The 14,463-nt window shown below is 36.4% G+C and carries 10 protein-coding genes; all 10 read right to left on the reverse strand.

Annotated features, from left to right (window positions below):
- Window positions 1–15 precede the first annotated feature (15 nt).
- Complete coding sequence (gene guaB / locus ACJRPK_RS14600) at window positions 16–1,488, reverse strand: IMP dehydrogenase (protein ID WP_407141037.1); 1,473 nt, start codon at window positions 1,486–1,488, stop codon at window positions 16–18.
- Between the two features lie 113 nt (window positions 1,489–1,601).
- A complete protein-coding gene (locus ACJRPK_RS14605) occupies window positions 1,602–5,318 on the reverse strand; it encodes a ShlB/FhaC/HecB family hemolysin secretion/activation protein (RefSeq protein WP_407141039.1) in 3,717 nt (1,238 codons plus the stop codon).
- A 1,034-nt stretch (window positions 5,319–6,352) separates the two neighbouring features.
- Window positions 6,353–7,642, reverse strand: coding sequence for a DUF3570 domain-containing protein (locus ACJRPK_RS14610; RefSeq protein WP_407141041.1), 1,290 nt, complete (start codon window positions 7,640–7,642; stop codon window positions 6,353–6,355).
- A gap of 13 nt (window positions 7,643–7,655) precedes the next feature.
- Entirely contained in the window at window positions 7,656–7,871 is a 216-nt protein-coding gene (locus tag ACJRPK_RS14615; protein ID WP_407141042.1) for a DUF4266 domain-containing protein, read from the reverse strand.
- Between the two features lie 2 nt (window positions 7,872–7,873).
- The gene (locus ACJRPK_RS14620; protein WP_407141043.1) at window positions 7,874–8,872 is read right to left on the reverse strand and encodes an FAD:protein FMN transferase; all 999 of its coding nucleotides are present in this window, start codon (window positions 8,870–8,872) and stop codon (window positions 7,874–7,876) included.
- Window positions 8,857–9,300, reverse strand: a complete 444-nt coding sequence (locus tag ACJRPK_RS14625; RefSeq protein WP_407141045.1) for a thioredoxin family protein — start codon at window positions 9,298–9,300, stop codon at window positions 8,857–8,859. The genes ACJRPK_RS14620 and ACJRPK_RS14625 overlap by 16 nt, the downstream gene beginning before the upstream one ends.
- 64 nt (window positions 9,301–9,364) lie before the next feature.
- Complete coding sequence (locus ACJRPK_RS14630) at window positions 9,365–9,973, reverse strand: GNAT family N-acetyltransferase (RefSeq protein ID WP_407141046.1); 609 nt, start codon at window positions 9,971–9,973, stop codon at window positions 9,365–9,367.
- Window positions 9,974–10,001: 28 nt separating this feature from the next.
- Window positions 10,002–10,526, reverse strand: coding sequence for a PAS domain-containing protein (locus ACJRPK_RS14635; protein WP_407141048.1), 525 nt, complete (start codon window positions 10,524–10,526; stop codon window positions 10,002–10,004).
- 116 nt (window positions 10,527–10,642) lie between these two features.
- Complete coding sequence (locus ACJRPK_RS14640; RefSeq protein ID WP_407141050.1) at window positions 10,643–13,111, reverse strand: TonB-dependent receptor domain-containing protein; 2,469 nt, start codon at window positions 13,109–13,111, stop codon at window positions 10,643–10,645.
- Window positions 13,092–14,453, reverse strand: coding sequence for an HTTM domain-containing protein (locus ACJRPK_RS14645; RefSeq protein ID WP_407141052.1), 1,362 nt, complete (start codon window positions 14,451–14,453; stop codon window positions 13,092–13,094). The genes ACJRPK_RS14640 and ACJRPK_RS14645 overlap by 20 nt, the downstream gene beginning before the upstream one ends.
- Window positions 14,454–14,463: the final 10 nt, after the last annotated feature.

Here is a 14,463-nt window from a genome sequence, read left to right on the forward strand (position 1 = left end):
TGTTATACTTACGGCTTACCTACTGTAATTTGGCGACTCTTTAGTGATTGTCACATCATGTGGATGACTCTCATTAATTCCACTAGCTGTAATCTTCACGAATCTTCCTGTATCCTTTAAGGTAGCAACATCTGCAGCACCACAATACCCCATTCCTGCACGTAAGCCCCCTACAAATTGATGGATACTTTCGTATAAATCTCCTTTATAAGCAACACGACCTACAATACCTTCTGGCACCAGTTTTTTAATGTCGTCCTCTACATCTTGGAAATAACGATCTTTTGAGCCTTTTTTCATAGCCTCTACAGAACCCATTCCGCGATAAGTTTTATATTTTCTACCTTCGTAAATAATAGTTTCTCCAGGGGATTCTTTTGTGCCGGCCAATAGCGATCCTAACATTACACAGTCAGCACCAGCTGCTATAGCTTTTGGAATATCACCTGTATAGCGTATACCTCCATCCGCAATAACCGGAACTCCTGATCCTTTGATTGCCGCTGCTACTTCTAATACTGCGGAGAATTGAGGGAATCCTACTCCCGCAACTACACGTGTGGTACAGATAGAACCAGGCCCAATCCCTACTTTTACAGCATCGGCTCCCGCATCAACCAAATACTTTGCTGCCTCAGCCGTAGCAATATTTCCTACGATTACATCAAGCTCAGGAAATTTTTGTTTTATCTCTTTAAGTACACTAACCACACCTTTTGTATGTCCATGCGCTGTATCAATTACTACAGCATCTACTCCTGCATTGACTAGTGCTTCTGCCCTATCAACTGCATCCCCTGTTACACCAATAGCTGCCGCCACCCGAAGTCTCCCTAAGGAGTCCTTATTTGCGCTAGGCTTCAAAGTAAGTTTTGTTATATCTCTAAAGGTGATAAGACCAATTAAAGTGTTTTGATCATTAACGACAGGTAGTTTTTCTATCTTATTTTTTTGTAAAATAACCTCAGCCTCTTGTAATGAAGTTCCTTCTCCTACGGTCACAAGGTTATTGCTTGTCATTACCTCAGAAATAGGTCGTTGATCATTTTTTTCAAAACGCAAATCTCTATTCGTTACGATACCCAATAATTTTTTCTGGTCATCTACAATTGGAATTCCGCCGATACTATGCTCTCGCATATTGTTTTTAGCGTCTACCACCTTCGCATTAAGCGGTAAAGTTACAGGATCGATGATCATTCCACTTTCGGCACGCTTTACTTTACGAACCTTAATCGCTTGCTCATCGATTGTCATGTTTTTATGAAGCACGCCAATACCTCCCTCTTGTGCCATAGCAATAGCCATACTACTTTCGGTCACAGTGTCCATCGCCGCAGAGACAATTGGTACATTGATCGAAATGTTACGGGTAAATTTAGATTGAATATTTACATCCCTAGGCAATACTTCTGAAAAGGCGGGAACTAAAAGGACGTCATCATAGGTGAGACCTTCACCAACGATTTTGGATTCGTGTGCTGTCATGGCAATTAAGATTTAATTGCGAGCAAATATACGTTTTTTTATTTCTTAAAAATCGATATCCCCTTGTTAAAAACAAGAGGATATCATAAAATTATTTTCTATAGACTTTCCGTTTAGAATCCAAAACCAAATCCTACCTGAACCATATTCCTTTCATCAGAATTGAACACCCCTATATTAAATGCCAAAGCGTTGAGTCCACTAATCCACAAACCACCTCCTTGAGAAGTATGCAAGGTGTTGGAGTCATCATTATCAACCCACACTCGTCCGTAATCAAATCCGCCGTATACTCCAAAGGTAATTGGTGCCACTGCCGTGATAAAGCGTTTGACTCTAAGTTTTAAATCTGTGCTTTGATAGAAATATGCTTTTCCACTAAAACGCTCGTTTCTAAACCCTCTCAATCCGTTATTACCACCGATCGACGGAGCGTGATAAAATAAATAATCATCTCCGATATTTGTTTTCCCTTCTAAAGTGGTCCCTAATACCAAATGACCCGAGCGTATAAGTTTATGACTTGCACCTAGTTTTAACGACACATAACCAAATTGATTATTGCTTTCGGCAATATTAGTTTTATACCCTCCCTTGATTCCAAAATAGATGGCCTCGGTTGGAAAATCTTTGGCATCCTGATTATAATAATAGAGCCCGGCTTCCCCTCCAACATACTGTTGTTGCTCGAAGGCCAAAGGATTAATATTTTGCTCGGTAAAAAAGCGATCCTGCTCTTCTTTGACATTGAATGATTCATACAATGCTTTTACTGAAATAGATCTGTGTCTGATCCCTGCAGAAAATTTGATCTGTTGCATTCTTGCTCGGTTATACGATAAGCCATTTTCATCATCTGTATTTACAGACTCATTACCAAAACCAAAGAAGTTATTTGCAAATAACTCATTTGTGAAATAACCCTCCACCTCAAAGTTCCATTGCGGGAAAATATTTGCAAACTCACCTTTATACGACAACTCTATTCCTTTTAATAGAAAGTAATAATTTGCACCTATTTTATGTTGATATCTAAATGGATTCCCATTAAAACCATTATTTGTATACGTATTTACAGCGCCCAAGAAAAATCCATCGTCAGGATTATACCCTAGCGTAGGCAATAATACATTATGGTTTTCTTGAAAATATCTCCAATGAAAAGTATTGGTTTCATATAGATTAGATAAATATTTTGCCGGTGATTTTTCGTCAAAATCTGAGTCTTCAAATTTCCAGTCGTATACTTTTAGTCGTTTTTTATTCTTAGTTATGTACTTATCTTTCCCATAACCTCCTATGATACGAATAAAAATTTCATGGTCACCTTCCCCAACAATTTCAAAAGTATCGTCGTCATTTAATCCATAAATCCATAATTCTTTTGTTTGATCACGATCAAAGGTTCTACTATATATTTCCTTATTCTTTTCGTCAGATAATTTCCGCTTAATGGTCACCTTAGTCTTACCTTCTGTAAGTCGTTCTATCAAGAAATGATCATCTTTATGAGTTCCTCTTATCGACACAGTATTGTCAAGATATTCCCCGTATGCCTGAGCATATTCGTCTAATTTAGATAATCTCGTTTTGAGGTGTTGCTTAATCTTAGAAGCGGTGCTATCTTGAACCTCAGCCGGAATCCTATTAAAAGCCGCATCGATTGTCTCTGCGTTCAGCTGCTTTTGAATTTTTAGCGCTTCTTCTTTCCATACCTCTGCACCATATTTAGTTATTAACGCTCTATCCAGATCATTTGCTTGCGCATTATACCATTTTACATTATCAATTTTGGAATCATAGGTTTGCCAGAATCGAGTATTGGGCATAAACATTTGCACTACAGGAATTCCTACTCCATCAAATTTTGAAAAAGTATTATCACGATCTCTTGGAATTGGAATGAACATCTTATCATCCTCACCAGTCTTGTACTCCATCCATCTCCATTGATCCTGATGACGATCCCAGTCTCCTATCAACATGTCAAATATTCTTGCCCGAACATAGGCTCTTTGATCGATGGTATACGATTCATCTTCTTTTATTTTTTCAAGCATATCTGTAGTGCTCTCAAAATCAGAAATCTCTCCCGGCTCATTCGGATTGGCTCTATTATAGCCCTCAAAGTTCTTCTGCTCTTCAGAAGGTCTCTCTTCTACAAAATATAGTTCGTCTCCAAAATCAACATTGAATTCTCCTAATCGTTCTTGTTTAGGTATATAATAAAGTTCAGCCTTTGAATGGTTCACGTCCACCGATTTTGCGAGAGGATCAATCACCAACTGCATGAAAGGATGGGTAGTCGTAAAGAAATCTGAAATCAGATCCTCTGCCATAGTATTTTTATAATCTTCTGCCGTATAAGCAATTCCTCTCACCTTAAACTTCAAAAATTTCAAAGCATTTTTACGCAAAGAACGCATAGCATATTGCTTACCGTCTTTATCAATAAGTCTTAAAGAAAATGACTGATGTCCTCCTCCTTCTTTCTTCACGGTGAGTCCACCATGCAAAGTATCCAGATACGCAACTTTTGCTGTTACCGGAGTTCCAAAATAATCTCGGTAACGATCTCCCCATAAAAGCTTGTAAAATCCTGATTTCTCTAGCTTATCTTCGTCGGTTAGCACGGAGGCTTTCTCAGTTTTACCATATTGTTTTCTCTGATACTCGACAGTTAGATCCTTTTTAAAAGGTGGCATTACAGTAAAACTATAACCGCTTTCTTTTTCATCATTAGTTATAAAAGTAACTTGGGAAGATCCATCCCCATAGTAATCAACTTTAGCAAAACCTTTTTTTCCGTGTGTAAATATCCCTTCAAAATCCAAAGAGCCTCCCACTGTAGTTAATACTCCTTTAGATCTTTTGGTTGCTGATTTTGAACCTAATGACCCGCTTATGATCTGATGAAGATCCCCACCTTTTAAATATTGTAAATTTTCTTCGTGGCCCGAAACAATAGTAACACGATCAGAATTTTTGGCGATAGAACTTACCAGAATACGCAAATAGCGGTATCGTCTGGCATTGAGTTGCTCTGGAGAAAAACCAGCAATATCTTTAAAACCATCGTAGATATTTCCAACTAAGGGCAAAGGAAGTAATTGACTGGAGAAGGTGTCTTTTCCCGCATATTCTCCATTACTGTAAATAGGATGATGCATTGCGATGATCACGTTTTTATCCTGAGCATCATTTATATATCCTTCTAGTTCTTCAGCAAATCGTCTTCTCGTAAAAATATCTGTACACTTTTTGTTGATCTCCTCTACTTCACCCCAATTTGCAATAAACCAAGGAGAATTTACTACGATGATTGCTAACTGATCATTTACTTCAATATATTCTAGCGGACAACCATTTTTTTCTTGATATTCTACTTTCTTTTGTTCCTTTTCTTTGATATAATCTTCATACTCTTCAAGATCATCAATATCACCTGATTTCCACTCATTGTTTCCGGGTATAAAAAGTGTTCTTCCTTTATAACTGGCAACAAGTTGTAATTGCTGTTCGAGTAGTTTGAAATCTTTGTCTTTGTTTTTTCGTTTAGGAGTAACGTTGTCTCCTAAAAAAATCATCGTACTATTCTTATCTGCCTTCTGAAGCGTTTTTGCCAGTTTATCTACTACTTTACTATCGGCAGGGCTTTTAGCATTTCCCAATCCACTTGCCAAGTAAATTGTGTGAGTCGGGCGCTTGTCAGAAACCTTGGTAGTAGGCTCTGACAACCATTGGGGCTCGTAGGTCGCACAAGATATTATATAAAAAATTGAAAAGACTGATAGGGCTATTCTAGCACTTACGGCGGAATAATATTTCATTTGTCTGATATTAGGTTATAAACACCTTTTAAAAAGTCTCACGTATAAAAGAAAGAAACGCTGCATAACTCAGTAAATCTGGTGCCTGATATAATTGACTAAATTATTACCGGATCCCATGACTGCAATGAGCATTTAGGTAACTTTATGATTAAAAGAGTGGTTTTAGCATTTTCTTACCATTATAAGCCGGTTACGTTAATAAATTTTTAAGAGTTATCGCAGCATTTCTTTTTTCTTTGAAATAAATTTTTCGCCAAAAATGCAGGCTTTTTCCTTTATAAAGTGAGGTATTCACCTGAAGAAAAATAAACGACTAATAGTATCTTTGACTATATAGTTATTTAAATATGCTATATCATCTAAAAAAAATAAACGTCAAGATATCGTAACTACGCTCTTCTTTTGAAAGTGGGCCAGCCGGACGGAGCAATAATGATCATCAACTCAATAAACGTAGGGGATGACCGGCACAGTGGAAGCTTTCAGAAATCATCACATACGCATCTTGAGGTTTATTTTTTTATATCCTCGGTAGGGTGCAGACACTTTTAAACGTTTTACTTATATAGCGAATACTTTACATTGATAAAGTACGCCGAATACAATTTTAGTCATGCATTTGGGGTTGCATACTTGACAGAGACTCATCTAATTTTAAGATGAGTCTTTTCTTTTGAAGTCATTTTTTTTCACTTACAGGTAGGGTGGAATCATCCTTAAGCGTTTTACTTATATAGCGAATACTTTACATCCATAAAGTACGCCGAATACAATTTTAGTCATGCATTTGGGGTTGCATACTTGACAGAGACTCATCTAATTTTAAGATGAGTCTTTTCTTTTGAAGTTATTTTTTTTTACTTATAGGTAGGGTGGAATCATCCTTAAGCGTTTTATTTATATAGCGAATACTTTACATTGATAAAGTACGCCGAATACAATTTTAGTCATGCATTTGGGGTTGCATATTTGATCAGCGTCCAACTTTAAAAAAAGTTGGACGCTGCAGTTTTATATATTCATATGAACGATCATTCCAATACAAAACTAATCCCACCTGAAACTATCATTGCGTTGAGACCGCTATCGCGTTCATAGTAATGTGCAGAAATGTCAACTTTTTTCAAACCAAATGAAAAGACATGAATCTTTGTAAATATATCCGTATAGCTAATACCTAAGCCAAACTGATTAGCATTGAATTTTGAGAGATCATAATCTGATGTGTAAAACTCCTGAGTAGACAAATGTTCGTTGAACGGAGCAAAATAATCTGCTGCACGCTGGTTATAGAAACGATAACTAGGATACACCGTAAGATTATCTGTAATCTTGTACGGAATTTCTATAGACGCTGTATGTGATCGTATATTCCAATCATCGGCGTAATACCTATAGAAAGAGCGAAAAATGATTTTTTCGTTTAGATAATAATGCAAGCGACCACCGCCCGCTATTTTGAATCGTGAGTCTGGCAATCTTTCTACATCATCGGCATATGTGAAATTTTGAATAATCAAATCAGGTATATCAGAAAACTGGACACGTTGAAAAGGAGTTGACAATAAGCCTTCTTGATAAATCACATCAACGGACAAGGATCCTTGAAGTTTTTTAGATAGAATCTGAGACAAACCTAGCCCTAATGAATAGGAATTACGCGCTTCGTCCTCAAAAGGAACAAAAGAAGGTTGATCTCTCAATTCAGAAGGATAGATTGCATTCCAAGTATCTAAATATATATTTACATTAGCACTGAGCTCAGTGTTTTTTTGATTAAACAGTCTTGTAAAACTTCCTCCAAATCCAACCGAAAAGTAATCATACTCTGTTGCTATAGCAGTATTTATTGACCAGATCGTGTTGCGATCATTACTACTATGGCTATAGGCTAATTGCAAGGTGCTCAAGATATCACTCTTAGAAGCTCCCGAAGATGCAACATATGGATCAGCCTCTTGATCTCCGTCAAATGGGTTTACATTACTTGACGAAGCTGAAGTATATGCCGAGATCCCTGCATCTATCGACAACACTTCGTCGTCGCTTAAAGGAATGGTTACCACTATAGTGGGTGTAACATCTGTTAACTCTTCGGTTCCTATTCCGCCTGTTACTGCCGCATTCTCACCCTCTTGCGTATAATAACTCATTAAAAAATCCAATTCTGTAGCATCTAACACTCTTTTTTTATAACTCGTCTTAGTTGCTAAGGAATCTGTTTGTGCAAAACTGCCTATACACGCCAATAGACACCCAAGAAACGTAAAAACTCGTAAATTCATCGAGGTATCCAGTTTACCATTATCAGAATCGGTCATGCGGAATACTCTTTTAATTACAACCACAACCACCTCCAGTTTTACCTCCGTTGGCACCTGCCGCAGCTTCTCTGTACGCTTGAAAATTTATTTGAAATCGATCTGTTTTTTTTGTGTTTAGTTCCATATCCGGATCATTGATTGCAACTTTTTCGTATTCTTTTACTGTAGCACAAGACTGTATGATCGTTACAAATACTAGTGAGATAGTTATTCCTTTTAAACGCATAGTTAGTCATTATTAATTTGAATATGTTTTGAGGTGCTAATTGCTCCATTATCTTCGACAATAATACCATCAACATCAGGTAACTGATTGACTCTGTTAATTCCTTGAGAAACACCCATCACAAAAATTGAAGTTGCCAGTGCATCTGCCAGTTCTGCACTGGGAGCGAAAACAGTAGCACTTAAAATTCCTGAAGCCGGATAACCGCTTCTGGGATCGATTATATGGGAATATCTTTTATTATTAAAGGTAACAAACTTTTCATAATTGCCAGAAGTCACCACTGCTTTATTGTACAGTGGCAATAACGCATACGCCTCGGATTTATTTAATGGATTTGTTATCGCTACTTTCCAATCGGTCCCATTAGGCTGCTTACCCCATGCGTTCATATCTCCAGATGCATTGATTATGCCTGCTTTTACTCCTTTACTCTGTAGTACTTGCTTAGCTTTATCAGCGGCATAACCTTTACCGATAGCACCAAACCCTATCTTCATACCCTTTTTTGTCAAAAAAACTGCGGAATTTTCGGGATATAGGATCACATTTTTATAGCCAACTTTAGCCACAGAAGCTTTTATCTCTTCATCTGATGGCATGGTACGCATGCTTCCATCAAATCTCCAAATTCTATCCATCGACGCATAGGAAATATCAAATGCACCATCTGTAATCTTTGATATACCAATAGCGCGCTCAATTAAATCGTATAATTCCTTTTTTACAGCAACAGCTTGAATTCCGGCATTTTTATTGATTAATGAAGTTTGAGAATTGACGTTCCATGAAGAAATAAGCTGTTCAATCCTTTCAATCTCCTCTATAGCCAAATTTATAAAGTAAGTACCTTCGTTTTCTGTTTCAGCTACCACGGTGACTTCAAAATCACTTCCCATCTTAGTAAACGTTTTTTTGACAATCACTTGTGCTATAACAGGAGAAATGCTAAGAAATAAAAATAGAAATGTGTAAAAAAATAGTTTTAACGCGTTTCCCATGATTTTAAAATATTGATATACCCCTCTGGTGCTATTTTTTTATAACCCATCGCTCCCAATTTTACACCTTCTGAACTGATCATAACCAGCAAAGGGAAATAGCCGTTGGGATTATATCTCTCAGCTAACGCAGCATTTTGCTCACTAATATAAGCAGGTGGCTGATTCTTCTTTTTACGCGGAAAATCTGCTTTGACTAAGACATAATTTTTTGAAGCATACGTAACAAACGTCTCGGTATCTAATACAAAACGTTCTAATTTCATACAAGGTGCGCACCAGTCAGAACCGGCAAAAAGGAGTAACATTTTTTTACTCTCTTGTTGAGCGACTCGCTGTGCTTCTTTAAAATTGTTTGTCCAGTCTTGTGCAGTAAGCGAAGAGCATGTAAGCAGAAAAATAGCTGCAACTAAAACCTTATTTCTCATAAGCAGATTTTATCAAAAGAAACAAGATACTCAATAGATGTGAAAACTAGGTTTATAATATAAATTATTTACCTATCCTCTTTTGTAAATGAGTGCTGACCGACGCCCATTCCGATTGCAGTATACTTAAAATAATAGTATCTCTTCTGCCAGTAGGTGTAGTAAAGTGATTGCGAAGTATTCCTTCTTCTACGCAGCCAATACTCTTCATTGCAGCGATACTATGCGCATTATTCACATCAGCTCTAAATTCGACTCGCTCCATATTCATCTGATCAAAAGCATGGGAGAGCATTAAAAATTTACAGCTTTTGTTCACACCTGTTCCCTGAAAATTTTTACCATACCAGGTATATCCTATGGCGCAGCTTTTATGAATATGATTAATTTCATAAAACCTAGTCATTCCAGCGTATTCCTGCTTTAATTTATCATACACCATGAACGGATAGGAAGATCCTTTAGTCCGTAAATTGATTGCGGATTGTATATAGGCAACAGCATCCATCTCACTTCGCATTGACGCTAATGAATATTTCCACAATTCAGGTTCGTTTTTTACAAACGGTCTGATATACTTTATATCCTCCATTGCTAGAGGTCGTAATTGTACATACTCGTTTTCGAGAATATACTTTTTATCTATAAGATTTTGAGAATTTTTATTTTCCATTAAGCGCCTGGGAAATTAGTATGCCTTCTTATGCCGCTTTTTCAAAAGCCACATAATTAATTAGTTTTCCTTTGGCGTTGAGAATAGGGAATCCCTTTATAGCACATATGTATGTTGACTGATCCTTGCGATAATTAATTACAGATTCTTCAAAAATCTGTGTGGCATGTATGGCGCTTCGAATTTTTTTTGATGTTTTAGCACATGTTTCTTCTCCCTGAAACATTTTTGGTGTTCTGCCAATAACCTCCTCAGGTTGATAACCATTCATGCGTTCGAGGTTATGACTAGCATATACAATTTTAAGTGTAGAATCGGTAACTACTATTACGCTTTTATTTACAACCAATTCTTTATAAAAGTCCAGCTGATACTCCCAAGACGCACTCAATTGGTTAAGATTCTCGATATCTTGTTTAAACTCAGCTTTGGCGTCAAAATGCTCTCCATAAAACTCCCAACATGATAAGGGTAATATAGCATTAGTCAGGTTGCTATACTGTGTGGATACGCGCGTCTCATAAGTCAATAAATCATTCATTACCTCAGGCATTAAGCTTAGATTAATTTTTTATAATCTCAATAAAAGTTATTTATAGTTCCAAATGTATTGAATAATAGTTACATAACAGATTGAACAAAGGTTAATTCCAAAATAAAAAGAATAATTTATAACTTTATTTGAAGGGTTGTATACCAAGAGATCGGAGCTGCGGGAATTATACCCGGTCCTGGATAACCAGTTGCACGTTGCGTAAAGTAGCTTTTATTCAACAGATTATTAATCCCTGTTTCCAGTTTGAATTGCTTGTAAGTATAAGAGAATGATAAATCGACAATCGAATATGCAGGGATTTTACCTAAGGTTCCTTCTTCCTTGGAGCCTATCTCGCCTCTGTCAGCATTTGTTACTTCTGTGAATTGTTCTGAAAGATGAGTAAACTGAATATTTCCTAAAAAGTTTTTATATCCAAAACCGACACCCGCTTTCAGATTAATCAAGGGAATAAACTCTACTTTATTGCCCTCAATGACATCTTCTGAATTTAAATACTCAGAATCAGTGATAGCCAGATTAACAAAAGTGTTTAGCACGTAATTTTCAGCATCTGCAAATAAAGAGTTAGCAATATTCCAATTCGCATAACTTTCTAGTCCGTAAATCATAGCATCTCCGATATTGCCACGTACTCGTTGCGCTCTATCATTAAAGACCTCACCAATTCGATCATCATAATAGATAGCAAAGACTCCCGCATCATATGTAAAACTATTATTGATTCTCCCTCGCATGCCTATATCTGCCGTATATCCTTGTTCGTCGCTAATATCCGGTCTAATTGCAAACGACGGGTTTACAATTCTAATATCACTAAAGGTTACTGATCTGTAATTCTGAGATATATTAGCGTACAACTCTAGTCCCGGCTTAAATTTATAACTTGATCCAATACCTAGCAATAAAAATGAGCGCTCCAGAGTTTCATCATCTCTTTTAGTTATATTATCCAAGGGGTTACCCGCATTATCAAAGATCACATCATTATAAACACCATCAGACCCTGTCTTGATATATTCGTAACGAAAACCAGGAGTAATTGAAAACTTATCTGACAGATTGAATATGTTCTCTCCAAACACCGCGACGTTTAAATTTGGAAATTCAAATTTTGATTGATTTGCATAGTCAGGGAATCTATCAGTTTTAAATTCGAAATCGGCATCAGTTCCCAAGCTACCTGGTCCTTGTCTGGCTTCATTATTTGCTTGATAATATTTGGAACCGATTAAGAAAACAGATTCTTCTCCTAAGAATTTATAACGACTTAATAGTCTCGCTTCTGCTCCCCAGTTTTGAAAATCACCGACAATCAAATCCCTTGGGGTTACAAAATTACCTGCAGCATCAGTTTCATCGGGTGCTTTTATCGGGTTTGCATTAGGGTTGGTTGTAAGTCCCCTGAAACCTAAAGCACTCCTGGAAGCATCTAATCCAAATAAATTGAAACTAAAATCCGTTTTTTCTGAAAACTGATGCTCAAGTTTCAATGAAAATAACTTCCAGTCAACTTGAAACCAGTTTCTTGTTCGATTACTAAAATCAGGGTCCTTATCAAATTGTGTATCAGTTAACCCTCCCGGCTGTTTGGCCAAATAATTGAGATATGTAAATTCTCCGATGAGTTTAGTTTTTTGAGATAGCTGATACCCTAAATGTGCATATAAATTTTTGGATTCAAACTCAGAGTTAGGTCTAAATCCATCTCCCTGCTTATAATTATAATAGGTGTAGTAGCTAAACTTACCTACCGTTCCACTCAAACTATTGAAACTAGTAAATAAATTAAATGAACCCAAGGACTGACGAGAAACTAATTCAATCTTTTTATTAGTATTGGGCCGTTTCATTTTAAAGTTTATGAGTCCTCCAAACTGAGTACCATACTGTAGGGAGGCAGCTCCTCGAACTACTTGTATTTCACTTAATGCTTCTGCCGGCGGAGTGTAATAGCTTTCAGGATAGCCTAATACATCTGCACTTATATCATATCCGTTCTGACGCGTATTAAAATTGGCTGTCCTATTTGGATCGAGACCTCTCCCTCCAATATTAAGCTGTAATCCTCCTATACTGTTCTCATAAATATTCAATCCAACCACCTGAGCATAGATTTGTCGTGGATTGTTTGAGGCAAGATTCCCTATGGTATTTTCGAGCAACACTACCTCGCTTTTTTTTCCGGCATAAATTGCCGTACCTTCCACAGGTTTTAACTGTTTAAGTCCAAAAATACGTTCTCTTCTTTGGGTAATTAATACTTCAGAAAGTTCTTCGCCCAAAGGACTTAAGACAAAATCTACAGTCGTATCTCCATTTACCGTTACTTTTTTTTCGAGAATATCGAAGTCATAATTAAAAACTGTAATAACGTAGTCTCCCGTATCGATATCTGTAAATTCAAAGCGACCATCAGCTTGGGTCACGACCTGTTCACCTGTAGTTTGATTGTATAGTTCTGCTTTGTTAATCGGCTGGTTATTCTCATCAGATACAGTTCCAACTAACTTAAACTGTGCAGTCATAGAACCCGTAATAAATAATACAAGTGCTACTATTTTATAATCCCTTAATTTCATCTTTAAATGGAATAATCCAATTTTTGTGTTTAAATGATTCTTTTTGTTTTCCTAAATCTACGGTCGGATCAATATATTGACTACTTAATCTTCCATTAAGCGCTACATAGCTTTCTACGTACACTTCTACATTTTGATGTCCGTCACTCTCAAAATGTTCTTTTAGAAAATGCGCATATTGTAAAATAAAATCAGGCTGAGTAGCCATTTGTTTTTGTTGAAATGATGTTAAAAAATCATCATTGTCTACATAAAACCTTTTACCCGTCTTACCATCTACAATTTTGAAATTAGCATATCCTGCTTTTTCCATCAACATCACCCGCCAAGAAAAACGATATCCTTCCTCGGTCCAAAACAATTCTCCCGGGTAGAATACATAACGAAACGGCAAAAATAACTGAATTACAAAAAACAAAGACAAAAATGATAATACAATTTCTTTTTGTTTTGACTTAAATTTTAAAGTCATTCCCGAATCAAAAAAGTGCTTTCTTATTCTAAAAATTCGCGATAAAACTTTCAATATTCGATGATGAAAATTCGAATCAAAGAATACAAGCGTACTGACAATCATGATATATGGAAACATCCCAATAGGAAAAAGCACACGGGTAAGGACATGAAATATGACAACTAACATAAAAGCAAAAACCCTCGTTCTTTTATACATCAGTAAAAAAGGAATGGAAAGATCATAAATAGCTCCTGAATAACTGAAAAAGTAATGAATCCATTCCTGATGCATTAGATAGCCTAAAACAGGAATGTCATACTTTGATGGTAACCAAATTTTAAGAGGCATTGCATTGACTAACCAATCAGAGTTAAGTTTTGCCAGTCCGGCATATAGATAAACAATGATAAGTAATAGCTTTATGCTATCAATAGTCCATTGGGGAATCTTCTGAAAGGAAATCCCTCTTCTTTTAGCATCTAATGAATAGTACGCATTTGCCGGTAGAAATATCATTAAAAAACTCAAAACACTTATAAAGTAGTAATGATTCAAATACGTGGTTTTATCCATCAATTCGATATACGTAAAGCTCAAAAAGAATAGAAGAATGGCTAATCTATATTTGTAACCTAATGCTACAAAAATTGCTGAAAGTCCGCAGAGCGCAAAAACTACGTACGTTAAATGGCCAATTGGTTGAACAAATTCAAAACCATAATATGAAAAGAAAAATTTAGGCTGTACATAAAGCTTATCAATCCATCCATAACTCCAAAAACGTACAATACTCAAAAACATCATAATTCCAAAAAAAACACGAAAGACTGCAAGTGGTGCAGCCTCTGTGTTATTTTTGAAATATTTCTTTAGATGAAGTTTCATAAACTAAATT

It is taken from the genome of Aquimarina sp. 2-A2 (assembly GCF_045505135.1).
GTDB classification, from domain to species: domain Bacteria; phylum Bacteroidota; class Bacteroidia; order Flavobacteriales; family Flavobacteriaceae; genus Aquimarina; species Aquimarina intermedia.